Below are 24,511 nucleotides of genomic sequence, written 5' to 3'. Positions count from 1 at the left end.
AAGGCGCAGGTGACAGCTGGTCGTACCGCTTCTCGGCTCGAGTCGGCGCGGGACCTCGGCGAGGTGGCGCGGGGTGCATAGGGTGACGCAGGTCATCGTCGACCGAGCAAGGAGGACCGGCTTGAGTGCCGTCCTGGAGATAGCGGGTCTGCAGAAGACCTACCGCAGCCGGAAGGGGGTGCGGAAGGCGCTGGACGGCTTCGACATGGTCGTCGAGGCGGGACAGGTGCACGGCTTCCTCGGCCCCAACGGCTCCGGCAAGACCACCACGCTGCGTACGTTGCTCGGTCTGATCCGGCCCAACGGCGGGCGCATGTCGATTCTCGGCCGGGAGGTGCCCCAAGCGCTGCCCGAGGTCGCCGGCTCGGTCGGCGCGATCGTCGAGAGCCCGCAGTTCTTCGGGAACTTCTCCGCTCAGGACACGCTGTCGCTGCTCGCCGACGCGGGTGGCGTACCCAGGACCAGGGTTTTCGAGGTCCTCGAGCTGGTCGGTCTGCGGGACCGGTCGAAGGACCGGGTCAAGACCTACTCGCTGGGCATGAAGCAGCGGCTGGCGGTCGCGTCCGCGCTGCTCAAGAATCCGAAGCTGCTGATCCTGGACGAGCCGGCGAACGGGCTCGACCCGGGTGGCATCCGGGAGATGCGCGGGCTGATGGCCGGTCTCGCCGAGAGCGGGATGACCGTGCTGCTCTCCAGCCACATCCTGGGCGAGATCCAGCTGATCTGTGACTCCGTCACGATCATCGCGGCCGGACGGCGGGTCGCCGCGGGTTCGGTGGCGGAGGTGCTTGCCACGCATGCTTCCACTTCGCTGCGCGTACGCCTGGAAGCCGTCTCCGACCTCACCTCTTCGGCAGCGGCGTTGCGGGACGCCGGCGCCCAGGTCGTCGTCGAGCCGGACCATCTGATGGTCTCGGGGCTGGCCCAGCCGAGCGCGGTCACCCGCACGCTGGCCGAGCGCGGCGTCTACGTGAGCGAGCTCAGCCCGGTCACCGCCGACCTCGAGAGCGTGTTCCTGGAGCTGACCGGCACCGCGCCCGTCCAGGGTGAGAACCGCCAGGTGGACCAGACGGTGATGTCGGGGACCGCCCCGGCACAGAGCGGCGGGTGGGGACGATGAGCCTCTACACGGCGGAGACGCGGCGGCTGGGCAAGCGCCGGTTCACGAAGTTCCTGCTGGGTGGCGTGATCCTCGTGCTGATCGCGATCGCGGTCGGCATGTTCTTCACCAACGAGAAGAACACCCCGGCGACGATCGCCGCGGCGCAGGCGAAGGCCGACAGCGAGTTCCAGGCCGCGGTCCGGCAGTCGGCGACGGACAAGCAGACCTGCGTGGCAGCCCAGGGTACGCCCGACGCGTCCAACTGGCCCACGAACTGCGACGACGTCTACCAGCCGCAGACGTCGGACTTCCAGGCCGCGTGGTACATGCCGGCCACGTTCGACTTCCGCGAGCAGTTCCCGAACATGATCACCGCGCTGGCCGCGATCGTGGCGGTGGCGGCGTTCGTGATCGGAGCGTCCTTCGTGGGTGCCGAGTGGGCCAGCGGCGGCATGATGAACCTGCTGCTCTGGCGGCCCCGGCGGCTGCAGGTGCTGAGCACCAAGATCGGCGCGTTGCTCAGCCTGCTGACCGGGTTCACGATCGTGCTCATGGCTGCCTGGACCGGCGTGTTCGCCCTGATCGCGAATCTGCGCGGCTCGCTCGACACGATGACCTCGGGAGCCTGGCAGTCCATCGTGCTGATGGAACTGCGCGGGCTGGCCCTGGTGCTGGTCGCCGGCGCGGTCGGCTTCGGGCTCGCCTCGATCGGCCGGCACACGGCGGTCGCGATGGGCGTCGCGGTCGGTGTGGTGGTGCTGCTCCAGTTCGGCCTCTACATCGTGCTGGCCATGGCGAACGTACGGTTCGCCGAGGTGGTGCTCGCAACCTCGTGGGCGACGGCGTGGATGGACAAGACCGTGACGATCACGGACTGGAATTCCTGCAACTTCTCCGGCAACAACGGCTGCGAGCCGAACACCCTCGATCTCACCTGGCACGCGGCGGGTGGCGGGCTGATCGCGTTGCTGGTGGTCGTGGTCGGTATCGCAATGTGGACTATGCGTAGCCGAGACATCACGTGAAGTAATTTGCCCTGGAAGGCGCGCGCGGGGGATCGTCGGCTGCGAGGATTACGACGGTCCCCCTTTCGTGTGTGCTCGCCGACCATCTGCGAGGAATCCTCATGCAACCCGACGCCTCCACCGAGCCACAGCAAGCCGCCTCCACCGAGTCGCAGCAGGTGCCCGCCCCCCGCGAGGAGGCGGAGCCCGCGCCCGCTCTCACCGACCGTGAGCTGCAGATCCTCGCGTTCGAGCAGAAGTGGTGGAAGCACGCCGGCTCCAAGGAGCAGGCGATCCGGGACGCGTTCGCTCTGTCGTCGACCCGCTATTACCAGTTGCTCAACGGGCTGCTGGACAACCCGGCGGCGCTGGAGCACGACCCGGTCCTGATCGGCCGGCTCCGGCGCCTGCGATCAACCCGGGCCCGCACCCGCCGTCGTTAGTCCGGCTACCCGGCAGAGTGCGTTGACGCGTACGCCTCAAGCCACGCGACCTGCACCGGATCGAGCGACGGCCGCACCCGCTTGCGCGCGCTCGCCACGTGCTCGGCGGTCACGGTCGTGGCGTCGAGCGACTGACGCATCGCCGCCAGCGCCGCCTCACGGATCAGCGCCGCACAGTCCGCCGCGGAGAAGCCCTCCAGGTCGGCGCCGAGCGCGTCCAGGTCGACCGCCTCGTCCAGCGGCACGGACTTGGACGACGCGCGCAGGATCGCCGCGCGCGCCTCGCCGTCCGGCGGCGGCACGAAGACCAGGCGCTCCAACCGGCCCGGGCGCAGCAACGCCGGGTCGATCAGGTCGGGACGGTTCGTCGCGCCGATCACCACCACGTTGCGCAGCGACTCCACGCCGTCCAGCTCGGTGAGCAGCGCCGCCACCACCCGGTCGGTCGTGCCACCGTCGGTGGCCTGGCCGCGGGTCGGGGCGAGCGCGTCCACCTCGTCCAGGAAGATCAGCGTCGGCGCGGCCTCCCTGGCCCGGCGGAACAACTCGCGGACGGCGCGCTCGCTGTCGCCGACCCACTTGCTGAGCAGCTCGGCGCCCTTCACCGAGAGCACGTTCGCCTTACCCGTACCCGCGATCGCCTTGACCAGGTACGTCTTGCCGCACCCGGGCGGGCCGTAGAGCAGCACTCCGCGCGGCGGCTGCACACCGAGCCGGGCGAACGTGTCCGGATAGGTCAGCGGCCAGAGCACCGACTCGGTGAGCACCTCCTTGACCTCGGTCATGTCACCGACGTCGTCGAGGGTCACGTGGGCGACCTCCAGCGTGGAGTCGGCCATCGAGGTCGGGCGGACCACGTCGAGCGCCGCCTCGAAGTCGGCCATCGCCACGGTCGGCGACTCGGTCTCCTTCTGCCGCAGCGCCGCGTGCACCCCGGCCTCGCGGGCGAGCGCACCCAGGTCGGCGGCGACGAAGCCGGGCGTACGGGCGGCCACGTCATCGAGGCGCACGTCCTCGGCCAGCGGCATGCCCCTGGTCAGCACCCGCAGCTGGTCGTTGCGCATGGACGTGTCCGGCAGGGGCACCGCGAGCTGCACGGCCAGCAGGTCGGGCGCGCGCAGCGAGGTGTCCACGGATTCGGGGCGGCTCGTCGTGCAGACCACCGCCGCGCCGGAGCCGACCAGATCGGTGAGCACCTGCCGGAAGACGGTGGCGAGCGGGCCGGGATCCTCGCGCGGGGCGAGCGCCTCGACATCGCTGATCAGCAGCACGCCGCGCTCGGTCGCCTTGAGGTCGCGGGCCAGGTCACGCAGGCGGGTGGCCGCTGAGTCGTTGGTCAGCGCCGCCAGCTCCGGTGCCCACACCGAGCGGACCTCCGCACCCACCCCGGCGGCGACCGCGCGGACCAGGGCCGACTTGCCGGAGCCCGCCGGACCGGTGACCAGCACGCCGAGCGAGACCGTGGTGCCCAGCCGGTTGAGCACCTCGCGGTGGTGGAAACCGAGGTCGAGCAGCTCGGTCAGCTCCTGCGCCTGAGCACGCAACCCCGGCAGGTCGTCGATGCTGGGCGGTGGCGTCGCTGTGCCGCTACCCAAGCCTGGACTATCAGTCGGCGGAGCCATGGACGCGGACTCCCACGTGGTGACGGCGACCGGCCGCTCCGGGCGTACCGATGAAAGACGGGTGCCCTGCCAGGCAACCACCGTGTCCATCGTGACCAGCGCACCCTCGGCGTCCTCGACCTCGACCACCTGCAGGAGCTGACTGGTCCAGAGATAGCCCACCCGGTTGGCCAGGCTCCGGCGGACGCCGTCGATCAGCGCGCGATGCCCGGCCTGCGGCAGTACGTCCTGCGGCAGCAGCGAGACGTCGTCACCGGCCGTGACGACCTTGCCCAGCAGGGCCAGGCGCAGCATCTCCCCGGTCACCACCGCGGTGATCTCCGGCGGACCGGCGAGCGTGACCCGGCGGGCCGCGACCACCGGCAGCGGCGTCACGGTCACCTCGTCGCCATCGCGCAGCTGCAGGTTGCCGATGGTCAGATCGTCGGCGTAGAGCGCCGCACGGCTCGCCCCCGCATCGGCCCGCGCCGCGACGCCCGCCGTGGTCCGCCGGCCGGTGAGCCGAAGTGGATCGCCGGGATTGATGGCGAGCGCGGCCATCACCTCCGGATGCAGCCGGACGATGCCGCGGCGGGGAAGCTGCCCCGGTCGTTCGTGCACGGTCAGCGTGAGGTCGTCGGGCACCGGCGAGCCTTCCATTCGGCCTGGGTACAGGGAGAGGACTAAGTTGACACGCTATCGCCGTCAGCCCAGCCGGGAGGGCCCACCGCCATGAGGCACCGCTACGCCGCAGTCACCGTCGCCGCGATCACCCTGCTCGGGGTCGCCGCGTGTTCCAAGGACGACGACAAGGACGCGGGGGCCTTCGTCAACCCCGATCCGGCTGCGTCGTCCGCCGCGCCGGTGTCCGAGGTGCCCGAATCCGCTGCTCCGGGGGCGAAGAAGGGGCAGGCTCCGGTGGGCAAGGGCTCGTCGGAGGTGCTCGCGGCGGGTGGGCTCGGGCCGTACCTCATCGGGGTCGGGCAAAAGGATCTGTCCTCGGCGAAGCTTGTCGGCAAGGTCACGAAGAAGGGCGACTGCGCGACGAGTGCGGGGCTGAGCAAGTACGACACCCCCGCGCTGGCGTTCAGCGACGGCAAGCTCAAGCGGGTCACCGTGACCAGCACGGCGGTCAGCACGCAGGCCGGCGCCAAGGTCGGCACGGCGTACGACCAGGTCAAGGCCCTGTATCCGAAGGGTAAGCAGCTCGACGACTGGATCGGGGCGAGCGCCTGGTACACCGTCGACGGCAAGAACGCGCTGTTGTTCCGGATCGACAACGGCAAAGTAGCCGCGATCATGGTCGGCGAGGCCCAGACGGTCCAGTTCTACTTCACCGATCAGCAGGGCTGCTGACGGTTCACAGCTCATGCTCAGCGGCACGCCGATAGCGTTGCCCGCATGTCTGCCCTGACGACCCGGCTGCGCCGTGCCCTGCCCCGCCTCTCGCGGCGGCGGGCCACAGCCGGTGGCGTGGTCCTCGTGCTCGTGGCCGCGCTGGTGACCTGGGCCGCGCTGCCCGAACGGCACTCCTGGACCGCCACCGACCAGCTGATCACGGTGAACTCCGGGCCCTCGGGCACCGAGCCGATCACCCTTGACACCCGCTTCTACCTGCCGAAAGACCATTCGGACAAGGTTCCGGCGGTGCTGCTCGCGCACGGATTCGGGGGTACGAAGGAGTCCGTCAGCGACGACGCCGAGTCGATCGCCGACCGGGGATACGCCGTACTGACCTGGACCGCCCGCGGTTTCGGGCGCAGCGGTGGTGAGATCCACCTGGACAGCCCGGACTACGAGGTCAAGGACGCGCAGCGACTGCTCGACTGGCTCGCCGCGCAGCCGTCGGTGCGGACCGACGCGGCCGGTGACCCCCGGGTCGGGGTGGTCGGCGGCTCCTACGGTGGCGCGCTGGCGCTGATGCTGGCCGGCGTGGACCAGCGGGTCGACGCGATCGTCCCGCTGATCACCTGGAACAACCTGACCACGTCGTTCTTCCCCTCGGGAGTGTTCAAGAAGAGCTGGGCGGGGCTGTTCTTCGGCTCCTCCTCCGGAGGCTCCGACCCCGCCTGCGGCCGATTCGCGGCGGACGTCTGCGCGGCCTATCTGAAGATGGCGACAACGGGTGAGCCTGACGCCGCCACGACGGCGTTACTGGCCAAGTCGAGCCCGGCCTCCGTGCTCGACAAGATCAAGGCGCCGACGCTGCTGATCCAGGGCGAGGTCGACACGCTCTTCCCGCTCTCCGAGGCGGACGCCAACGCCAAGGGCATCGCCGCGACCGGCACCACGGTCCGGGTCGCCTGGTTCACCGGTGGCCACGACGGTGGCGACGGGCCGCAGACCGACCAGGACCGGACCCACGCGCTGACCGCCCAGTGGCTCGACCACTACGTGAAGGGCGAGGGCGCGGCGCCCTCGAACAGCTTCACCTACTCGCGGGTCGCCGGATTCAGTGCGCTCGACCGGGGGCTGGTTACCAACGGTTACTCCGACCCCAGTTACCCGGGGCTAGCGGGAACCGGGAGCACTTCGCTGTCCGTGACCGGCGCCGCGCAGCGCATCGCCGCGCCGCCCAACGGCAACCCGGCCGGGCTCTCGTCGCTGCCGGGTGTCGGCGGTCAGCTCAGCTCGCTGCTCGGTGGCGCCGCCGGTGACCTGGCCGGCCAGCACGCCACATTCGAGTCGACGCCTCTGACCAGCGCGGTCGAGGTCGCCGGCTCGCCCAGCGTCAAGCTGCGCGTCGCGTCGCCGACCGGCACCGCGACCGTGTTCGTCAAGCTCTACGACGTCGACCCGACCGGGGCCGAGACGCTGAGCGGTGGCCTGATCGCGCCGGTCAGGCTCACCGGCCTGCCGGCCGGGATCAGCGCTGCGCAACCGGTCACCGTGACGCTCCCGGCGATCGTCCGGCGCATCGATCAAGGTCATACCGTACGCGTGGTGGTCGCCACTTCCGACCAGGCGTTCTTCACCCCGGCCACCCCCACGGTCTACACCGTCGCCGTGGAACCCGTCGTCACCGTGCCCACCGTGGTCGGCACCCCGATCGCCAACCCGCAGGTCATCTGGCGCTGGGTTCTGCTCGGTGTGCTCCTGGTCATCGTCGCCGGCGTCGTCCTGACCGTGCTGCTCACCCGCCGTCGCACTCCCGCCAAGGTCGACGAGTACGCCGACACCCCGCTGATCGTGCGTGACCTGCGCAAGGCGTACGACGACGGGTTCGTGGCGGTCGAGAAGGTCGCCTTCCGGGTCGAACGGGGGCAGGTCGTCGGGTTGCTCGGGCCCAACGGCGCGGGCAAGACCACCACGCTGCGCGTACTCATGGGCCTGACCATGCCGACCTCCGGGGACGCGCTCGTGTTCGGCCAGCCGCTCGTGCCCGGGGCGCCGATCCTGTCCCGGGTCGGCGCGCTCGTCGAGGGTCCCGGCTTCCTGCCACACCTCAGCGGGTACGAGAACCTGACGGCGTACTGGCAGGCCACCGGTCGCCCGCTCGCCGACGCCCGCTTCGACGAGGCGCTGGAGATCGCCGGACTGGGCGAGTCGGTCCACCGGCGCACCAAGAACTACAGCCACGGCATGCGCCAGCGGCTCGCCATCGCGCAGGCCATGCTCGGCCTGCCCGACCTGCTGGTCCTCGACGAACCGACCGACGGCCTCGACCCGCCGCAGATCGCCGAGATGCGCCGGGTGCTCCGCCGCTACGCCACCGACGGGCGCGCGGTCCTCGTCTCCAGTCACCTGCTCGCCGAGGTCGAACAGACCTGCACCCACGCCGTCGTGGTCAACAAGGGCCGGATCGTGGCCGCCGGCCCGGTCGACGACATCGTCGGCGAATCCCCCTCGGTCCAGCTCGGCGTCTCCGACGTGGCCGCTGCCTCAAAGGTCCTGGCCGGGCTGGGCGTCCGCGGCGTCACCCCCGACGGCGACTCGCACCTGATCGTCGACATGAACGGCACACCCCGCGAGGAGGTGGTGGCTTCCCTGGTCAAGGCCGGAATCGGCGTGGACCGGGTCATGCCCCGCCGCCGCCTCGAAGACGCATTCCTGGCCCTGGTGGGCGACAACTCGCGAGGAAGTGGCGACCGATGACCGTTTCAGAGGCCCCAGCCGCGGGCTACCGCCCCGCTGCCACTCTGCCGATCCGGGCGGAGATCAGGCGGCAGGCGGGCCGACGGCGTACCCAACTGGCCCTGGGTTTCATGGTCCTGCTGCCGTTGATCATCCTCATTGCCTTCGAGTTCGGCGGGGGCGACGATGACAACAACGGCGGCGGGGCGTTCTCGTCGCTCAACGATCTCGCCACGTCGGGCGGCCTGAACTTCGCCCTGTTCAGCATCTTCGTCTCGGCCAGCTTCCTGCTGGTGGTCGTCGTCGCGCTGTTCTGCGGCGACACCGTCGCCTCGGAAGCCAGCTGGGGCAGCCTGCGCTACCTGCTCGCCATCCCCGTGCCGCGGGCCCGGCTCCTCGCCGTCAAGCTGATCGTCGCGCTCGGCTACTCGCTGACCGCCCTGCTCACCCTGGCCACCACGGCCCTGCTGGTGGGCACCCTGCGCTACGGCTGGCATCCCCTGGGCAGCACGGTGTCAGCGGAGATCCCCGCCGGCGAAGGCGTGCTCCGGCTCCTCGGCATCCTCGGCTACCTCGCCGTGGTCCTGCTCGGCGTCGCCGGCCTCGCCTTCCTGCTGTCCGTCGTCACCGACGCCGCCCTCGGCGCGGTCGGCGGCGCGGTCCTGCTCTGGATCCTGTCGAGCATCCTCGACCAGATCACCGCCCTCGGCTCGATCCGCAACTTCCTCCCCACCCACTACAGCGACGCCTGGCTGGGCCTGCTCTCCACCCCGATGCAGACCGACGACGTGGTCAAGGGCGCCATCTCCGCGGTCTGTTACGCCACCCTCTTCTGGTCCGTGGCCTTCTTCCGCTTCACCCGCAAGGACGTGACTTCGTAGCGGGACTTCTTAGACTGGGCGGATGGCTCGATGGCAACCTGACGCGCGCGAACGCCTGGAGAAGGCCGCCCTCGAGCTCTTCACCGAGCAGGGCTTCGCCGAGACAACCGTCCCGCAGATCACCGCCCGCGCCGGCCTCACCACCAGGACCTACTTCCGCCACTTCGCCGACAAGCGCGAGGTCCTCTTCGCGGGCGAGGACGAATACCCGGCGAAGGTCGCCCGCATGGTCGCCGAAGCCCCACCCGACCTCACCCCGATGGCCCTCATCGCCCACGGCCTGCACACCATGGCCACCACCGCCTTCGAGGGCCAGCGCGCCCGGCTGAAAGCCCGCCAGGCCGTCGTCCAGTCCGACGAAGGCCTCCGCGAACGCGAACTCCGCAAACTCTCCGCCATGTGGGAAGCCATCGCCGAAGGCTTCCAAACCCGAGGCTTCGACAACCTGACCGCCACGGTCGCCGCCCGCATCGCGGTAACAGCCTTCAACGTCGCCATCGAACGCTGGCTCGCGGCCCCCGACGACCAGCCCCTGACCGGCTTCGTCGACGAAACCTTGAAATCCCTGCGCGCCATCACCGCGGAACCGCTCTAGTCGTTCTCGCTGCCAGGCACGATCCGAAAGCCGCCAGGATTGCGCAGCACCAGCCGGGTGCCCCGCCGGACCAGATCACCCCGCACAGAGACGTTCAGCATCTGCTCATGGGCACGCGTCGCCCGGCCGTAGTCATCGGCGTCGAGATCCATCCAGATCCGGCGCAGCCGATCCTCGCCCTCGACGGAACCGGCGACGCTGATCTCACCCGGCCCCGACCCCTCGCGGTGCAACCGCACCACGTTGCCGATCACCGCTACGGACTCCTCGGCGATGCGCTCACGCAACTCCTGCGCGGCAGCCTGCAGCACTGGAAGGTGATCGTGCCGGAACCGGACGGGGCCCAGTGTCCGGCCCAGCAACGGCCTCGACGCGGCCAGCGACAGATCCAGCTCGAACGGATGCCCTGCCTCGCCGCCCAATCCCACCAGGGCTTCGCACAGATTGGCGCTGACGCCTTGCCTGATCGAAGCCGTAAAGGCGTCCAGGCCATCAACACTGGTAAGTGCAGCGTTGGCGGCACTGTGCGCCGCTTGGACCGCTTCGTACACCCGGAGAGAAACCCGTCGTTCGAAGGGCTCGGATGGCGCCAGCGCGCCCACATCGTCGCCTGAGGTCAGACGCGGCGGGATGGGCGTATGCGCGGCGATGACAAAGCTGCCCTCTGTGCTCGGGCCGATTTGCACATCCCTGAGGAATCGCAGCACTTCAGCGGGCTTCCGGGCAGGCTGCACGGCCTTCGGTTGCTCCGCACTGACCGAATAGGCCGCGGCAAGAATCAAATTACGAAGGCTCTCGAACGCCTGGACGCCGTCGTCCAGCCCGATCATGCCCGGCGAACGATCGGTGGGGAAAGTACGAACGCTGTGCACATCCATGGACACGGTGGAGATGTCGCGAAGTATCTCCAGCTCGGAACGCCCCTCGACCACCGCAAGGGTGCGCAGAATGTCCAGGACCCGCAGACCGTAATCCCGAAGCCTCGAGTCGACGGGCTGAACCGCCTCGAACTCGTCGCCCTCAACCATCTTTACCCACTGGACACTGACCACGCCTCGGTCCCGGGTCGTCCAACCGTGCGCACGGAGATACATTGCCAGCTCGATCGGGGACCGGGCAGCAAGAGCAGCCCGATCGGTGACCTGTACGTCAATCACGCGACCGCCCCCTCCAGATCCCCTATCAACAGTGCCCGCAGCGTCACCGGCGTCAGCAGATTCGCCTTCGGCACGTCGAGCACGATGCTCTTGCCATGTTCCTCGACAGACTGGGGTGCGAATTGTGCCATCGCAAGCCAGTAGCCCGCATTACCTAGCGTCATGCCTTCATGACGGCAAGCCGCATAGTCGGACGCCTCCACCGGAACAACGACGACGAAGAGGAACCGAGGGATCTGAAATCCCTCCCCGGCGATCTTGTTATAGCTCTCGATCGGCAGGCGAACGCGGTAGTGCTCGTCCCGGAGGTCGGGGGCCGACTTCGACTTGACTTGGCATTCAATCTTCGGCGACCTGACCGTACCTCTGGGACCGGACGCGGCGATCTGCCAGTCAACGCCATCCACATCCAGGTTCATCCTGCTGGTGGTCAGCCCAGCGGCGCTTGCCAACGCGAAGATGAAGCCCTCGCCGTGCAAGCCCTGATGGACGTTAGCGTTCACCTTCGTGCGCCACCTTCCGCTGTCGAACGTGCGTACTATACCGCGCGTCAAGAAGCGTGAATTCCAGTGCTTCGCGCAGCCGCTCCGCTCGCAGAGCTGACCTCTGCAGGATTGCTCACATGGCACTCACCGAGCGGCTGATACCGAGATGGCTCCAGATGGTGGACAGCGCCGCCAAACGCTTGGCACCCGGGCTATTCGAGTAGCGCGTTGAGGGTGTGGCGGGCGGTGGCAGCCATGGCTGGGTTGGTGACCTGGTAGTAGGGGAGGGCTCCGATGGCTTGGATGAGGGCCCAGCCCTTGCCTCGTTGCCAGCGGGCGTCGTCGGCCGATGACGCCTTCCGGTAGGTCGGGCGGGCCTTCGGGGGGAGGAGGTTCCAGGCCGGCATCAGGTCTACGGCCGGGTCGCCGATGTTGGCCGCGCCGAGGTCGATCACGGCTGCCAGGGAGCCGTTGCGGGTGAGGAGGTTGCCGGGCATGAGGTCGGCGTGGAGCCAGACGGCCGGACCGGGGTGGGCGGGGGCGGCCAGGCAGTCGGACCAGATGCGGGCCAGGGCGGTGGTGTCGGTCAGGGTGGCGCATTCGGCGAGCATCTGGCGGACGTAGGCGTCCTCGGTGTGCAGTGGGCCGCCGCGGCCTTCGCCCGGCCAGCTGCGGCCGCCGGTGTCGATGGCGTGGAGTTCGGTGACGAAAGCTGCCAGGTCGGTGGCGAAGGACTGCGGGTCGGTCAGGGTGGTGACGGGGTCGCCCGCGATCCATCGGTACGCCGTCCACGGCCCCGGGTAGCCGAAGCCTGGTTCGCCGAGGGCGAGGGGCTCCGGGACCTGCAGGGTGAGGTGCGGAGCGAGGTGCCGGGCGTTTTCCTGCTCGGTTCGCAGCTCGGTGACGTCGGCGGGTAGGAGCGGGAAGCGCAGGACGATGTCGTCGCCGAGGCGGAAGAGGGCGTTGACGGTGCCGGTTGAGGGCAATGGGCGTACGGGCAGGGTCTGCCAGGCCGGGAACTGGGCCGCGACCAGGGCAGCGACCGTGGGGATCGGGATGTCGAGCTGGTCCTTGTGCATTTTCATGCGCAGATGACCTCGACCCCGGCGTCGCGGAAGCGGTCGACGACCTGTTGGGGGGCGCTGAGATCCGTGACCAGGGTTTCGACCTTGCCGATGGGGCAGATGCGGGCGAAGGCGTGACCGCCCAGCTTCGACGAGTCGGCGATCACGACGACCTTCTTGGCGCGGGCCACCATCAGGCTGTTCATGGCGGCCTCGCCCTCGTGGTGGGCGGCGGCGCCCAGCTCCACGTCCAGGGCGTCGACGCCGAGGAGCACGATGTCGAGGGTCACCTCCTTGAGCAGGGCGCCGCCGAGGGGACCGACCAGCTCGAAGGACTGCGGGCGGACGACGCCGCCGGCCACGACGATCTTCATCCGGGAGCGGACGAGGAGCTCGTTGGCGATGTTGAGCGCGTTGGTGACGACCGTGAGCTGGGCGCCTTCGCCGCTGGTGTTGAGGTCGGGGCGGACGGCCAGGGCTCGGGCGACCTCGGTCATGGTGGTGCCGCCGTTGAGGCCGACGACCGTGCCGGGGGTGACCAGGATCGCGGCTGCCTCGCCGATGCGCTGCTTCTCCGCGGAGTGCTTGGCGCTCTTGTAGCGCAGCGGGAGGTCGTAGGAGACGCCGTTGGCGACCGCGCCGCCCCGGGTCCGGGTGATCATCTGTTGCTGGGCGAGCTGGTCGAAGTCGCGCCGGATGGTGGCCTGTGAGACCTCCAGGCGGTCCGCCGCGTCCTCGACCGTGACGCGGCCGCTCTCGGCCAGGAGCTCCAGCAGGGCATTCCACCGCGCGTACCGGTCCACCGGTTCTCCCTGCTCGTTTCGTGTCAGGTCTGTGCACATTAGTGCTCGAAAGGCCCCGTAGCAAAGACGGCACCTGCGCGTAGGTTGCGTCGCCGCCGCTGTTCCACGCAGAATGACGCTCGAAAGACCCGCCTACTGAGCGGATATGCGCAGCACACCAGAGGGACTGGATGAGTCACGTCAAGGTGGAGATCGCCAGCCAGCCCGACTGCTGGCGGCAGGCCGCCAAGATGGCCGACTCGGCGGTGTTGCCCGCGCCGGGTGAACGGGTGGCGGTCGCCGGGTGCGGCACGTCGTGGTTCATCGCCAAGGCGTACGCCGCCCTGCGCGAGCAGGCAGGCCACGGCGAGACCGACGCTCACCAGGCTTCGGAGTTCCCGATCGGGCGCGACTACGACCGCGTCATCACGATCACCCGGTCCGGCACGACCACCGAGGTCATCGACCTGCTCGCCGCCCTCGACGGCCGCACGCCGACCACGGTGATCACCGCCGACCCGGAAGCCCCGGCCGTCGCGATGGCCGGCGAGGCGATCGTGCTCGACTTCGCCGACGAGCTCTCCGTGGTGCAGACGCGGTTCGCCACGAGCACGCTCGCGCTGCTCCGGGCCCACCTCGGCACCGACATCGAGGCCGTGGCGCGGGACGGTGAGGCTGCGGTTCGGTTGCCTCTGCCCGTACACCCCGCCCTGGCCGAACAGATCACCTTCCTGGGCCGCGGCTGGACCGTGGGGCTCGCCGAAGAGGCCGCGCTGAAGTGCCGCGAGGCGGCCGGCTGGTGGGCCGAGGCGTACCCGGCCTTCGAATACCGGCACGGCCCGATCGCGATCGCACGGTCCCGGCGGGTCGTCTGGGCCTTCGGCGAGGTTCCCGAGGGGCTCGCGGCCGAGGTCGAGGCGACCGGTGCGAGCTTCGTGCACAGCAAGCACAACGGCGGTTACTGGGGTGCCGGCGAGGACTTCGACCCGATGGCCGACCTGATCGTGGCGCAGCGGGTCGCCGTCCTGTTCGCGACCAGCCAGGGCTTCGATCCCGACCACCCCCGAGGGGTCACCCGTTCTGTAGTACTGCCATGACGCAACGCGGCGTCGTTCTCACCCCCGCAAGGAAGGCACGATCGTGAGTAACGACGTGGTGGTGGCGCTGGACGTCGGCGGCACCGGTATGAAGTGCGCCCTGGTCAAGCCGGACGGCACCGTGGTGCACGCCGAGCGGCACCCGACCCTGGCCCAGCGCGGCCCGGAGGCGGTCACCGCGAACATCCTCGACATCGCCACCGGGCTGGCCGGGCGGGCCCGCGCCGAGGGCCTCGAGCCGGTCGCCGTCGGGCTGGTCGTCCCGGGCGTGATCGACGAGGAGAACGGTGTCGCGGTCTGGTCGAGCAACGTGGGCTTCCGGGACGTACCGATGCGGGCGCTCATGCAGGAACGGCTCGGACTGCCCACCGCGGTCGGCCACGACGTCCGCGCCGGAGGGCTCGCCGAGGCCCGGCTCGGCGCCGGTCGCAGCGAGCGGCACGTGCTGTTCATCGCGATCGGCACCGGCATCGCCGCGGCTCACGTCGTCGACGGCAAGGCAGAGGCGGGCGCGCACGGCGCTGCGGGCGAGGTCGGGCACATAGTCGTACGCCCCGGCGGGCCGGCCTGCCCCTGCGGCGGGCGGGGCTGTCTCGAGGCGGTGGCCTCGGCATCCGCGGTGGGGCGGCGCTATGTCGAGCTCTCCGGCGAGGCCGGCGTGACCGCGTACGACGTGGCGACCCGCGCGGCGGCCGGCGAGGAGCTGGCCAACCGGGTGTGGACCGAGGCCGTCGAGGCGTTCGCCGACGGGCTGCTCACCGCGCAGGCGCTCTACGACGCCGGGATCATCGTGCTCGGCGGCGGGCTCGCGGAGGCCGGGGAAGCCCTGCTCACACCGTTGCGGGCGGCGCTGCAGGCCCGCATCACGTTCCACCGGATGCCGCAGATCGTGCGCGCGGCACTCGGCGACACCGCAGGCTGCCTCGGCGCGGCCCTGCTGGCTCTCGACCACCTGGAGGTCACCCAGTGAAGATCCACGGCCGCATCGTCCGGCCCGGCGCGATCGTGCCCGGGTACGTCGAGGTGGACGGCCCCGCGATCCTGTCCGTCGGCGAATCCGCGCACGCCGGCGACGACATCATCGTGCCCGGCTTCGTGGACCTGCACTGCCACGGTGGTGGCGGGCACACCTTCACCCAGGGTGTTCTCGAGGAAGCGGCGCAGGCTGCGGCATTTCATCTCGCGCACGGCACCACCACGATGCTGGCCAGCCTGGTCAGCTCACCGTACGAGCTGATGCGCGACGCCACCGCCGCGTACCGGCCGCTGGTCGAGAACGGGACGATCGCGGGCATCCACTTCGAGGGGCCCTATCTGAGCAGCGTGCGATGCGGCGCGCAGAACCCGGACTTCCTCCGCGACCCCTCGCTGGACGAGCTGGCCGCGCTCATCGAGCTCTCCGGGCAGACGATCCGCATGGTCACGATCGCCCCCGAACTGCCCGGAGCCCTGGACGCGATCCGCTTCCTGGCCGGGAACGGGGTCGCGGCCGCGATCGGGCACACCGATGCCTCGTACGAACAGACCCTCGCCGGGGTGGCCGCCGGCGCGACGGTCGGCACCCACGTCTTCAACGGCATGCCCCCGGCCCACCACCGCGAGCCGGGCCCGGTCGTGGCGCTGCTCGACTCCCCCGCGATCGTGTGCGAGCTGGTCGCGGACGGCATCCACCTGCACGACGGCACGCTGCGCTTCGCGGCGCACGCCACCGGCCCGGACCGGGCGGCCCTGATCACCGACGCGATGGACGCCGCCGGCATGCCCGACGGCGACTACGAGCTCGGCGGTCAGGCCGTCACCGTGACCGGCCGGGTCGCCCGGCTGGCCCGCAACGGCTCGATCGCCGGCAGCACCCTGACCATGGACGCGGCGTTCCGGCAGGCCGTCGGCGCGGGGCTCGACCTGGTCACGGCGTCGGCGATGGCCTCGACGACCCCGGCCCGGGTGCTGGGGCTGAGCGATCAGGTCGGTGCGCTGGAAGCCGGGTTGCGCGCGGACCTCGTGGTGCTCTCACCCGATCTCACGGTGAAACAGGTGCTGCGGTCCGGATCCTGGGTCTGAAGCCCAGCAGCACCGCCACCCGCGCGAGGATCCGGGTCAGGACAAGGCCGAGCAGCAGCCCGGCCACCGAGTCGGTGATCCAGTGGAACGCGAGGTACGTCGTGGTCACGAACACGATCGCCGGGGGCAGGATCCGCAGCGCCAGGTAGGCCCTGTCCGGCATCGGCTGGGCCAGCAGGGCGTTGATGAGGACGGCGATGACGCCGTACCAGGCAAGGGCGTTGGCGACATGGCCTGAGGGGTAGCTCATTGAGAGCGAGCCGGTGGCCAGCGGGTCCGGATTGAACAGGATCTCGCGGTTCGCGCCCTTGAAGTGCGGTGCGGCGCGGTCGAACCAGATCTTCAGCGGCCCGATCGTAAGATAAAACAGGACATATGCGGATCCGAATAGCAGGACCGGACGCACCGACCGCAGCCGCCAGGTCGCAAAGGCCGTCAGAACGATCGCCACCGGCGTCAGCACCTGACCGCCCTGGCCGAGGTAGTTGAACACCCGCAAGGTCCAGTAGAAAGGCGCGGGCCGGTGGGTGTCGACCCAGTCCGCCACTCGGAGATCCAGACTCAGCAGATGGCCGTTGGCCAGCGCGATCGTCAGCACGATGAACAGCAGCAGCGACACGATCTCGGGCACCCAACCACGTATCCGCTGCATGAGGGTCACGTTACAAGGTCACAGGAAGTACTTGAGCTTGCTGTAGAGCAGGTCCGCGCGTACGCCGGAATTGGGGCAGCCACCGAAGTGATGCAGCGCGACCACCTTGTCGGTCTTGCGGGACAGCACCGGGCTGCCGCTCGATCCGCCCTCGGTGTCGCAGTTGTAGGAGACGTCGGATTTCGCCGTGTACCCGTCGAAGGCGTTGCTGACCACCGCGCAGGTGCCGGCCCTGTCACCGAGGCGCCCGGCGATGCGGGTGGGTTCGCCGGCCGGGTGCTGCGGCACGTAGAGCTCCTGGCCGCGGACCGGGCGGGCGGTGTCGAGCGTCAGGTAGCCGAACTTGCGGACCGAGTCGAAGTTCTCGACGGTGAACAACGTGTAGTCGTACACATGGTCGGTGGTGATGACTTTCTCGCCCCAGACCTTGGTCGGCCGGAAGACCTCGTAGCCGCCGCACTTCGCGCACTGGTAGTTGAACCAGACCTCGGTCTCGTAGGCCTCGTCCGAGTTGTCGAAGCAGTGGTTGTTCGTGATCATGCGGTTGCCAGCGCCGACCCGCCAGCCGGTGCAGAGCTCGGTGCCGTTGATCAGGAGCCGGGCGATGGCCTTGGACCGGGTGTACGCGACCGGGTCGGCCGAGCGGTAACAGACCGCGTCCTTGCTCTCGTCCGAGCCGCAGACCGACTCCTCGCGCCCGGTCAGCCCCGGCCGCAGGAGCTGGCCCGTGGGCTTCGTCACCTGGTCCTGCCGGCTGTAACCCTTGGCAACCTTGTCCACGTGGATCCGCGCCGACTTGAACCCGGGCTGGGTGCCCCGGTGCAGCTCCAGCACCGCGGTGTCGCCGGTCACCGACATCGCCCACCTGCCGGACTCGAGCCCGTCGTAGCGGTAGGACTCCGCGCCCGTGGCGTCTGCCACGGTCAGGTAGTCGCCGGCGACCAGCACCATGCGACTGAAGTGCAGTTTCACGTAGGAAGCGGCCGGATAGCGGAACACCTCGCGGTCCGGGGCGCCGTAGCCGAGCAGTTTGTCGAGTGCGAGCACCTCACCGACGTGTTGCCGGCCGTCCTCGGCAGGGGTGACGACGGGGTTGATCAGGGGGTCGTGCCAGATGCCGACAGCGCGGCCCGTGTCGCCGCTGCGCGTCCATGCCAGGACGCCCGCCATGCCGATAAGGGTCACGGCGGCGCAGACCCCGGCGATAATGCTCACCGAGCGTCGCACATTCACTCCTACCCCTCGTGTCTCGCTTGTGTGTAACGAGCCACGTGCGGCAGCGACGCGCCGATGCGAGGGGGCACACTGGTCTGCGTGCGACTCACTTCAGCCCTCATCGACCCGGCGCTGCTGGACCTGCCGTGGAGCGTGCCGCTTGAGGAGTGGCCCGCCGACCACCTGGTCGCACTGCCGCAGGGCATCTCGCGACACATCGTCCGGTTCGTCAAGCTCAACGACACCGTCTACGCCCTGAAGGAGACCCGCGAGAAGATCGCCGAGAAGGAATACGACCTGCTCCGGGCGCTGGAGCGGATCGACTTCCCGGCCGTCGAGGCGGTCGCCATCGTCACCGACCGCGTCGACGAGCAGGGCGAGCCCCTGGAGACCGTGCTGGTCACCCGGCACCTCAAGTTCTCGCTGCCCTACCGCGCGCTGTTCTCGCACACGCTGCGGCCGGAGACGATGAACAGGCTGCTCGACGCGCTCGCCGCGCTGGTCGTGCGGATGCACCTCACCGGCTTCTCCTGGGGTGACTGCTCGCTGTCCAACACGCTCTTCCGCCGCGACGCGGGCGCGTTCGCCGCCTACCTCGTCGACGCGGAGACCGGCAACATCTACCCGAAGCTCTCCGAGGGCCAGCGCAGCGAGGACATCGAGATCCTGCGGCTCAACATCTTCGGCGAGTGCCTCGACCTGCAGGCCGCCGAGCTGCTGCACGAGTCGATCGACCCCGAGTCGGTCGTCGACGACATCGTGGCGCGCTACGACCGGCTGTGGCACGAGGTCACCTACGAGCAGGAGATCCAGCGGCGCGACGCCCGGCACGACATCGAGGGGCGCATCCGGCGGCTCAACGAGCTCGGCTTCGACGTGGCCGAGGTGGCGATGTCCACCGTGGATGGCGGGGTCCGGGTGCGGCCGAAGGTCGTCGACGCGGGTTATCACACGCGGCGGCTGATGCGGCTCACCGGTCTGGACGCCGAGGAGAACCAGGCCCGGCAGCTGCTCAACGATCTCGACACGTACAAGGCCGAGAGCGACCTCACCGACGAGCAGCAGGCCGCGCACCGCTGGCTGACCGAGGTCTTCGAGCCGGTGGTCCGCGCGGTGCCGGCCAACCTGCGGCAGAAACTCGAGCCGCAGGAGATCTTCTCGCAGATCATCCAGCACAAGTGGCTGCTCTCCGAGCGCGCCGGTCGTGACGTGGGCATGGCACCGGCGGTGCAGTCCTACCTGACCGACGTGCTTGCCCACAAGCCCGATGAGCAGGCCGTCCTAGGCGTCGAGGTCGGCGCTCTCTCCTAGTTCCAGGGGCAACGGCGGCGGGCTGGCCTGCTCGACGAGGGCGCGCAGGCCGGCTCGGCGGGCCGCTACGACCACGCGGTCGTCGGTGGCGAGGACGCGGCGGGGGTCGGGGGCCCAGTCGACCCACTCCTGGCCCGCGGCGGCCAGGCCGATGACGCGTACGCTCCCCGCGCGCTCGATCTGGCTGAGCGGAGCACCGTCGAGGGGCGACCCGCCGGTCACCCGCACGTTCGCGAGCAGCACCGCGTGCCGGTCCACCGGAATCGTCGCGATCACGTCGCGTTCCAGCATCGCCGCCGCGAACGCGGGCGCGGCCAGCCGGGAGACGCTGCGCGAGATGGCGATGTTGAACGCCGTGTCCACCCGCTGGGCGAAGTCGTCGTCGAACAGGCGCAGGACGACGCGCAGGTCCGGGCTCACGGCGCGGGCGTTCAGCGCGGCCTGCAGGTTCGTCACGTCGTCGGTAGAGACGACCACCAGCGCCCGGCTGGTCGCGATGGACGCCTGCCGCAGCACGTCCTCGGACGCCGCATCCCCGATGATCAGTGGCACCCGGAGCTGCTCGGCGACCTTCACCCCGCGGGCCTCGCGGCTGATGTCGACCGCCACCACGTCGATGCCGAGGTCGACCAGCTGGCGCAGCACCCTGGTGCCCACGTTGCCGAGCCCGACGACGACTACGTGGTCCTCGCGGCGGCCGGTGAAGCGCCCACCGGCGAGGGCGAGCCGGGCGTTGACCATGCCCTCGACCACCGCGGCGGTGATCAGCGGCAGCAGCGCGAGCCCGGCGATGGTGAGGATCAGCTGGGCTGCCTGCCCGACGGCGTTGCGGTTCTCCTCCACGTCGGACGAGCCGACCGCGGTGAGCAGCGTGACGTAGACGGGTTTCCAGAAGCCGGCGTAGTGCAGGGAGTGGGCCAGCACGCCACCGGACAGTGCCGTGATCACGAGCGTGACCAGCACCGCGATGCCCAGTTTGCGGTTCAGTGCGGCGCGCAACGCCCGGCCGAGAGACGTGAACGGCCGGCGTCTGCGGCGCGCCGGGGCGGGCGCCTGTCCGCGAGCCTCGGCCAGGACCAGGTCGCCGGGTTGCTGCGCGGGCATCGCCGGTTCGTCGGGCAGCAGGTCCACCCGGCCGTTGCCGTCGGACGCGGTCAGGGTGCAGACGACCTGCTCGGGGCGGACGTTCTCGCGGCGGGCCACGTGGACGGTGCGGCCGGGCAGGCGTACGTGGGTGGGTGCCAGGTCGCCGAGGGACGCTGCCACGAACGCGGGGGCCACCATGGACGCGTCGGACAGCACCGCGCAGTCCTCGAAGAGCCGCCGGACGCCGTAGCCGAGACCGGTGTTGAACATCCGGATCACGAGCCGCAGATCCGGCTCGACGGCCTGGGCGCAGAGGGCGGCGTGCAGGTTGACCACGTCGTCCGGCATCACCAGGGCCAGGGCGGCGGCACCGTCGAGGCCGGCGGCGCGGAAGGTGCGCTCGTCGAGACGGTCGGCGCGGATGACGCGTACGCCGCGCAGTGCGGTCAGGTCCGGAACGTCACGCCGCAGAACGGTCGGCACGATGACGGTCAGCCGAATGCGGTGGCCGGCGTTGGCCAACTCCTCGGCGAGCGTGTAGACGAGCGCGTCGGCGCCGCAGACCACGAAGTGCGGGCGGTTGTCCCCGTTGCCCGGCAGCGTCTGCCGCAACCGCGAGACCAGGGAGCGGCGGGCGGGATCGACGGACATTGCCGCATCGTAGTCACCCGATACCCGGTCGTGTCGCCGCTCGTTCCCCTCTGCGGTGCGTTTTGTCCCAGGTTTCCCCGGAGGCGTCATGCGGAAGTGGCTCAGCGCTTGGGTTCTCATCGGTGGTCTCGCGCTGCCGGTCCCGGCGACCGGCGGCCTTCTTCCCGATGGCCGGGCGGTGGTCACCGAGGGTGTACCGGCCATGCCACCGGGAGGAACGCCCATCAAGCCGCACTCCGAACGGACGTTCTCGCCCAGCCGTCCGGTGGCCGGCGAGGACCCCGACTACTGAGCGATCGCGTCGGGGACCCGGCGGCCCACCACCACCGTGGCAGTGACGAGCAACACCATCAGCGCGGCGATCACGAAGACCGGGGCCGGTCCGAGCGGGGCCAGCAACGTCAGCACCGCGACGAACGGGTACGCCGCAATGAACGGCCCACGCTGATGCGGCCGGATGTGCAACAGCCAGACGACAAGGAGATAGACAGCTACGGGTACGGCGACCGCGTACGCCGCCACGGTCCCGGAGATCTCCGCGTGGTGGCTCTCGTACTCGACCTCCACCGCGATCCCGGCGCCGACCGCAGCCGCCGCGGCGAAGATGAAGTAGTGGCCGTAGCCCCACAGCTCCGAGTTGTGCAGCGTCCGGATCAGGCTGTGCGCCGACCGGTCGAAGTAGAGCCACCAGAGCCCGAAGACGATGACCAGCCCGGCTGCCGCGACCGAGACCAGGCCTGCCTCGTGCTCCCCGGTGTCCAGCCCCGTCCGGATGGCGATCGTGGCCGCGGAGACCGACTCGCCCAGCATGATGATCGTGAAGAGGCCGTACCGCTCGGCGATGTGATGCGGGTGCGGGGCGGTCGACCCGCCCGGGGAGCGCTCGGCGAGCACCGGCACGAGCAGCTCGCAGACCACCAGCGCGGCGAACGCCGGGGTCAGCAGGTCCTCCGGCAGCGCGAGCCGGAGCAGCCACAGGATCTGCACGACGACGATGCCGACGGCGTAGTAGATCGCGGTTGTCCGGCGCTCGCGGTCACCGCGGGCGGCCCGGATCCACTGGGCGACCATCGCGAGCCGCATGATGACGTACCCGATGGTGATGGCGGTGTAGTTGTTGGCGTCGAATGCGTCGGCCACTCCTGCGGCGAGCACGAGCGCGCCGCCGATCTGCACCAGGGTGGTGATCCGGTAGACGTCGTCGTCGGTGTCGTACGCGGACGCGAACCAGGTGAAGTTCATCCACGCCCACCACACCGCGAAGAAGACCTGCAGATAGCCCTCGACGCCGTGCCAGATGTGCCCCTCGGCGATGGCGTGGTGCAGCGGGGTGGCCGCCTGCGCGACAGCGACCACGAAACACAGGTCGAAGAAGAGCTCGAGCGGCGTCGCCACCCGGTGGTTCTCGGTCGTGTCCCGGGCCCGCATCGGCGCCAGCCAGCTACGACTCGTCATGATTCCCCCTGGGTGGTGTCCCAGGACAGCAGGAGGAAACGCTCTTCCTCGTTCGCCCCGGCCCTGCGATAGGTCTTCTGGGCGGCCTCGTTGTCGACCTCGGTGCCGACCCACATGCCGTAGCAGCCACGCTCCCGGGCGATCCCGGCGAGCGCCGTGACCAGCGCCGTGCCGACACCGGTGAGCCGGGCGTGCGGGGCGACGCCCAGCTCGTACAGAAACATCTCGGTGCCTTTGTCGGGGTGCGTCATCTCCACCCCGGTGACCATCCCGACGGCCCGGTCGTCCACGTATGCCAGCAGCAGGTGATGATCCGGGTGGGCGAGGAACTTCTCGGTCGCATCCGCCAGCGGCGGGGCATCGAAGAGATCGGCCGCTGCGTGAACGGCGGCAGCGTCGGTTACCCGCTCAATGCGCATAGCGCCACAATAAAGCGGCGGAAAATCGTATTGGAGCCCCCGGTCGGAATCGAACCGACGACATCCTGTTTACAAGACAGGTGCTCTAGCCAACTGAGCTACAGGGGCGCGTGCCACAGCATACCGGTAACCCGATGACACCCGCCGAACGGCCGTACCAGCGGTGCGACCTTGGCAGAACGTGAAAAAAGACTTACGGTTGCGCTGCATGTGGTCTTCCACACGCATGTTCCTCCCACTCGGATCGTCCGGCACGTTCCTGCCGGTGGAAAGGAAGTAGCACCACCATGGCTACAGTTACCTATGACAAGGCCTCCCGGATCTACCCGGGCTCCGAGCGCCCCGCGGTGAACGAGCTCACCCTGGAAGTCGGCGACGGCGAGTTCCTCGTCCTGGTCGGCCCCTCCGGTTGTGGCAAGTCGACCAGCCTGCGCATGCTCGCCGGTCTCGAGGACGTCGACCGCGGTCGCATCCTGATCGAGGGCAAGGACGTCACCAACCTGCCCCCGAAGTCGCGCGACATCGCGATGGTCTTCCAGAACTACGCCCTCTACCCGCACATGTCGGTGTACGAGAACATGGCGTTCGCGCTCAAGCTGCGCAAGACCCCGAAGTCGGAGATCGACCGCCGGGTGAAGGAGGCCGCCCAGCTCCTGCAGCTCGACGAGTACCTCTCCCGCAAGCCGAAGGCGCTCTCCGGCGGCCAGCGCCAGCGTGTTGCCATGGGCCGCGCGATCGTGCGTGAGCCCCAGGTCTTCCTCATGGACGAGCCGCTGTCGAACCTCGACGCCAAGCTCCGCGTCCAGACCCGCTCGCAGATCGCCACCCTGCAGGCCAAGCTCGGCATCACCACCGTCTACGTGACCCACGACCAGGTCGAGGCCATGACGATGGGTCACCGGGTCGCGGTCATGCTCGACGGCAACCTGCAGCAGTGCGACACCCCCCGGACGCTGTACGACAACCCGGGCAACGTCTTCGTCGCCGGCTTCATCGGCTCCCCGGCCATGAACATCAAGACCGTGTCTCTCACCGAGACGGGCGCGGAGTTCGGCGCGCTGGCCGTGCCGCTGACCCGCGAGCAGATCGAGAGCGCGCGCACCGGCGGCAGCAAGGTGACCGTGGGCTTCCGCCCCGAGGCGACCTCCCTGGTCGCCCCGTCCGAGGGTGGCCTGCCGATCGTGGTCGACCTGGTCGAGGACCTCGGCTCGGACGCCAACGTCTACGGCCACGCCGACCTGGAGGGCGTCCAGGAGCGCTTCACGGTCCGCACCGACCGGCGCAACATGCCCAGCATGGGCGAGACCGTCTACATCAAGCCGCAGGTCGAGTCCGTTCACCTGTTCAACGCCACGAGCGGCGAGCGCATCTGATCA

At 69.7% G+C, this 24,511-nt stretch carries 23 protein-coding genes and 1 tRNA gene; 13 read left to right on the top strand and 11 right to left on the bottom strand.

Annotation, left to right across the window (positions count from 1 at the left end; translation table 11 throughout):
• Nucleotides 1-121: 121 nt before the first annotated feature.
• The 3 genes from Aco04nite_RS01685 to Aco04nite_RS01675 all read left to right on the top strand — a co-directional run bounded on the left by Aco04nite_RS01685 (nt 122) and on the right by Aco04nite_RS01675 (nt 2,549).
• Entirely contained in the window at nt 122-1,120 is a 999-nt protein-coding gene (locus Aco04nite_RS01685; RefSeq protein ID WP_212995416.1) for an ATP-binding cassette domain-containing protein, read from the top strand.
• The gene (locus Aco04nite_RS01680; protein WP_212995415.1) at nt 1,117-2,127 is read left to right on the top strand and encodes an ABC transporter permease subunit; all 1,011 of its coding nucleotides are present in this window, start codon (nt 1,117-1,119) and stop codon (nt 2,125-2,127) included. The genes Aco04nite_RS01685 and Aco04nite_RS01680 overlap by 4 nt, the downstream gene beginning before the upstream one ends.
• Nucleotides 2,128-2,228: 101 nt before the next feature.
• Nucleotides 2,229-2,549 (top strand): DUF3263 domain-containing protein, encoded by a 321-nt coding sequence (locus tag Aco04nite_RS01675; RefSeq protein ID WP_212995414.1) that lies wholly within the window; start codon nt 2,229-2,231, stop codon nt 2,547-2,549.
• 5 nt (nt 2,550-2,554) lie between these two features.
• On the opposite strand, the gene Aco04nite_RS01670 is transcribed toward Aco04nite_RS01675, so the two are convergent.
• Nucleotides 2,555-4,810 carry an AAA family ATPase gene (locus Aco04nite_RS01670; protein WP_244875672.1) on the bottom strand — a complete coding sequence of 752 codons (2,256 nt, stop codon included), beginning with the start codon at nt 4,808-4,810 and terminating at the stop codon, nt 2,555-2,557.
• A 72-nt stretch (nt 4,811-4,882) separates the two neighbouring features.
• Here Aco04nite_RS01670 and Aco04nite_RS01665 point away from each other — a divergent pair, with 72 nt between their 5' ends.
• Genes Aco04nite_RS01665 through Aco04nite_RS01650 form a run of 4 tightly spaced genes read left to right on the top strand, consistent with a single transcriptional unit; the run spans nt 4,883 to nt 9,700 of the window.
• Complete coding sequence (locus Aco04nite_RS01665; RefSeq protein ID WP_212995413.1) at nt 4,883-5,506, top strand: hypothetical protein; 624 nt, start codon at nt 4,883-4,885, stop codon at nt 5,504-5,506.
• Nucleotides 5,507-5,551: 45 nt separating this feature from the next.
• A complete protein-coding gene (locus Aco04nite_RS01660) occupies nt 5,552-8,245 on the top strand; it encodes an alpha/beta fold hydrolase (RefSeq protein ID WP_212995412.1) in 2,694 nt (897 codons plus the stop codon).
• Nucleotides 8,242-9,105 (top strand): ABC transporter permease, encoded by an 864-nt coding sequence (locus Aco04nite_RS01655; protein WP_212995411.1) that lies wholly within the window; start codon nt 8,242-8,244, stop codon nt 9,103-9,105. Before Aco04nite_RS01660 ends, Aco04nite_RS01655 begins: the two co-directional genes overlap by 4 nt.
• 22 nt (nt 9,106-9,127) lie before the next feature.
• Nucleotides 9,128-9,700: a TetR/AcrR family transcriptional regulator gene (locus Aco04nite_RS01650; RefSeq protein WP_212995410.1), complete on the top strand. Its 573-nt coding sequence runs from the start codon at nt 9,128-9,130 to the stop codon at nt 9,698-9,700.
• On the opposite strand, the gene Aco04nite_RS01645 is transcribed toward Aco04nite_RS01650, so the two are convergent.
• From Aco04nite_RS01645 to Aco04nite_RS01630, 4 genes are all read right to left on the bottom strand, one after another.
• Nucleotides 9,697-10,728, bottom strand: a complete 1,032-nt coding sequence (locus Aco04nite_RS01645) for a hypothetical protein (protein ID WP_244875671.1) — start codon at nt 10,726-10,728, stop codon at nt 9,697-9,699. The two genes, Aco04nite_RS01650 and Aco04nite_RS01645, sit on opposite strands and share 4 nt — an antisense overlap.
• Nucleotides 10,729-10,853: 125 nt before the next feature.
• On the bottom strand, nt 10,854-11,360 hold the full coding sequence (locus tag Aco04nite_RS01640) for a DUF4365 domain-containing protein (protein ID WP_212995408.1): 507 nt from the start codon (nt 11,358-11,360) through the stop codon (nt 10,854-10,856).
• A 194-nt stretch (nt 11,361-11,554) separates the two neighbouring features.
• Nucleotides 11,555-12,427 carry an aminoglycoside phosphotransferase family protein gene (locus Aco04nite_RS01635; RefSeq protein WP_244875670.1) on the bottom strand — a complete coding sequence of 291 codons (873 nt, stop codon included), beginning with the start codon at nt 12,425-12,427 and terminating at the stop codon, nt 11,555-11,557.
• On the bottom strand, nt 12,424-13,209 hold the full coding sequence (locus tag Aco04nite_RS01630) for a DeoR/GlpR family DNA-binding transcription regulator (protein WP_203843219.1): 786 nt from the start codon (nt 13,207-13,209) through the stop codon (nt 12,424-12,426). The genes Aco04nite_RS01635 and Aco04nite_RS01630 overlap by 4 nt, the downstream gene beginning before the upstream one ends.
• Nucleotides 13,210-13,379: 170 nt before the next feature.
• Here Aco04nite_RS01630 and Aco04nite_RS01625 point away from each other — a divergent pair, with 170 nt between their 5' ends.
• The 3 genes from Aco04nite_RS01625 to nagA are packed head-to-tail and all read left to right on the top strand — an operon-like array spanning nt 13,380 to nt 16,346.
• Complete coding sequence (locus Aco04nite_RS01625) at nt 13,380-14,285, top strand: SIS domain-containing protein (protein ID WP_212995407.1); 906 nt, start codon at nt 13,380-13,382, stop codon at nt 14,283-14,285.
• Nucleotides 14,286-14,328: 43 nt separating this feature from the next.
• Nucleotides 14,329-15,255: an ROK family protein gene (locus tag Aco04nite_RS01620; protein ID WP_212995406.1), complete on the top strand. Its 927-nt coding sequence runs from the start codon at nt 14,329-14,331 to the stop codon at nt 15,253-15,255.
• Nucleotides 15,252-16,346: an N-acetylglucosamine-6-phosphate deacetylase gene (gene nagA, locus Aco04nite_RS01615; protein WP_212995405.1), complete on the top strand. Its 1,095-nt coding sequence runs from the start codon at nt 15,252-15,254 to the stop codon at nt 16,344-16,346. Before Aco04nite_RS01620 ends, nagA begins: the two co-directional genes overlap by 4 nt.
• Here nagA and Aco04nite_RS01610 read toward each other — a convergent pair.
• Entirely contained in the window at nt 16,306-16,977 is a 672-nt protein-coding gene (locus Aco04nite_RS01610; RefSeq protein WP_244875669.1) for a phosphatase PAP2 family protein, read from the bottom strand. The two genes, nagA and Aco04nite_RS01610, sit on opposite strands and share 41 nt — an antisense overlap.
• Nucleotides 16,978-17,016: 39 nt before the next feature.
• The gene (locus Aco04nite_RS01605) at nt 17,017-18,225 is read right to left on the bottom strand and encodes a trypsin-like serine peptidase (protein ID WP_244875668.1); all 1,209 of its coding nucleotides are present in this window, start codon (nt 18,223-18,225) and stop codon (nt 17,017-17,019) included.
• Nucleotides 18,226-18,312: 87 nt separating this feature from the next.
• On the opposite strand from Aco04nite_RS01605, the gene Aco04nite_RS01600 reads away from it, so the two are divergent.
• Nucleotides 18,313-19,524, top strand: coding sequence for a DUF4032 domain-containing protein (locus tag Aco04nite_RS01600; RefSeq protein WP_438874886.1), 1,212 nt, complete (start codon nt 18,313-18,315; stop codon nt 19,522-19,524).
• Here Aco04nite_RS01600 and Aco04nite_RS01595 read toward each other — a convergent pair.
• Entirely contained in the window at nt 19,495-21,261 is a 1,767-nt protein-coding gene (locus Aco04nite_RS01595; RefSeq protein ID WP_212995403.1) for a potassium channel family protein, read from the bottom strand. The two genes, Aco04nite_RS01600 and Aco04nite_RS01595, sit on opposite strands and share 30 nt — an antisense overlap.
• Before the next feature lie 88 nt (nt 21,262-21,349).
• Here Aco04nite_RS01595 and Aco04nite_RS01590 point away from each other — a divergent pair, with 88 nt between their 5' ends.
• Nucleotides 21,350-21,553 carry a hypothetical protein gene (locus Aco04nite_RS01590; RefSeq protein WP_212995402.1) on the top strand — a complete coding sequence of 68 codons (204 nt, stop codon included), beginning with the start codon at nt 21,350-21,352 and terminating at the stop codon, nt 21,551-21,553.
• Here Aco04nite_RS01590 and Aco04nite_RS01585 read toward each other — a convergent pair.
• The 3 genes from Aco04nite_RS01585 to Aco04nite_RS01575 form a co-directional block, all read right to left on the bottom strand.
• The gene (locus tag Aco04nite_RS01585; RefSeq protein ID WP_212995401.1) at nt 21,547-22,716 is read right to left on the bottom strand and encodes a low temperature requirement protein A; all 1,170 of its coding nucleotides are present in this window, start codon (nt 22,714-22,716) and stop codon (nt 21,547-21,549) included. The genes Aco04nite_RS01590 and Aco04nite_RS01585 overlap by 7 nt on opposite strands.
• Nucleotides 22,713-23,135: a GNAT family N-acetyltransferase gene (locus Aco04nite_RS01580; RefSeq protein WP_212995400.1), complete on the bottom strand. Its 423-nt coding sequence runs from the start codon at nt 23,133-23,135 to the stop codon at nt 22,713-22,715. Before Aco04nite_RS01580 ends, Aco04nite_RS01585 begins: the two co-directional genes overlap by 4 nt.
• A 31-nt stretch (nt 23,136-23,166) precedes the next feature.
• Nucleotides 23,167-23,243, bottom strand: a tRNA-Thr gene (locus Aco04nite_RS01575).
• 179 nt (nt 23,244-23,422) lie between these two features.
• Between Aco04nite_RS01575 and Aco04nite_RS01570 the strand changes: the two genes are divergently transcribed.
• Nucleotides 23,423-24,508, top strand: coding sequence for an ABC transporter ATP-binding protein (locus tag Aco04nite_RS01570; protein ID WP_212995399.1), 1,086 nt, complete (start codon nt 23,423-23,425; stop codon nt 24,506-24,508).
• The last annotated feature ends 3 nt before the right edge of the window (nt 24,509-24,511 follow it).

The organism is Winogradskya consettensis (assembly GCF_018332715.1).
Taxonomy (GTDB): domain Bacteria; phylum Actinomycetota; class Actinomycetes; order Mycobacteriales; family Micromonosporaceae; genus Actinoplanes; species Actinoplanes consettensis.
Note: the sequence above shows the minus strand (reverse complement) of the source record. Positions and strands in the feature narration are given on the sequence as shown.

Bases quoted from the DNA above. Each gene is read 5' to 3' on its own strand.
- Aco04nite_RS01635 (WP_244875670.1), bottom strand. From the start codon at position 12,427: ATGAAAATGCACAAGGACCAGCTCGACATCCCGATCCCCACGGTCGCT.
- Aco04nite_RS01670 (WP_244875672.1), bottom strand. From the start codon at position 4,810: ATGGAAGGCTCGCCGGTGCCCGACGACCTCACGCTGACCGTGCACGAA.
- Aco04nite_RS01595 (WP_212995403.1), bottom strand. From the start codon at position 21,261: ATGTCCGTCGATCCCGCCCGCCGCTCCCTGGTCTCGCGGTTGCGGCAG.
- Aco04nite_RS01625 (WP_212995407.1), top strand. From the start codon at position 13,380: ATGAGTCACGTCAAGGTGGAGATCGCCAGCCAGCCCGACTGCTGGCGG.
- Aco04nite_RS01675 (WP_212995414.1), top strand. From the start codon at position 2,229: ATGCAACCCGACGCCTCCACCGAGCCACAGCAAGCCGCCTCCACCGAG.
- Aco04nite_RS01585 (WP_212995401.1), bottom strand. From the start codon at position 22,716: ATGACGAGTCGTAGCTGGCTGGCGCCGATGCGGGCCCGGGACACGACC.
- Aco04nite_RS01660 (WP_212995412.1), top strand. From the start codon at position 5,552: ATGTCTGCCCTGACGACCCGGCTGCGCCGTGCCCTGCCCCGCCTCTCG.
- Aco04nite_RS01665 (WP_212995413.1), top strand. From the start codon at position 4,883: ATGAGGCACCGCTACGCCGCAGTCACCGTCGCCGCGATCACCCTGCTC.
- Aco04nite_RS01645 (WP_244875671.1), bottom strand. From the start codon at position 10,728: ATGGTTGAGGGCGACGAGTTCGAGGCGGTTCAGCCCGTCGACTCGAGG.
- Aco04nite_RS01650 (WP_212995410.1), top strand. From the start codon at position 9,128: ATGGCTCGATGGCAACCTGACGCGCGCGAACGCCTGGAGAAGGCCGCC.
- Aco04nite_RS01580 (WP_212995400.1), bottom strand. From the start codon at position 23,135: ATGCGCATTGAGCGGGTAACCGACGCTGCCGCCGTTCACGCAGCGGCC.
- Aco04nite_RS01680 (WP_212995415.1), top strand. From the start codon at position 1,117: ATGAGCCTCTACACGGCGGAGACGCGGCGGCTGGGCAAGCGCCGGTTC.
- Aco04nite_RS01655 (WP_212995411.1), top strand. From the start codon at position 8,242: ATGACCGTTTCAGAGGCCCCAGCCGCGGGCTACCGCCCCGCTGCCACT.
- Aco04nite_RS01570 (WP_212995399.1), top strand. From the start codon at position 23,423: ATGGCTACAGTTACCTATGACAAGGCCTCCCGGATCTACCCGGGCTCC.
- Aco04nite_RS01590 (WP_212995402.1), top strand. From the start codon at position 21,350: ATGCGGAAGTGGCTCAGCGCTTGGGTTCTCATCGGTGGTCTCGCGCTG.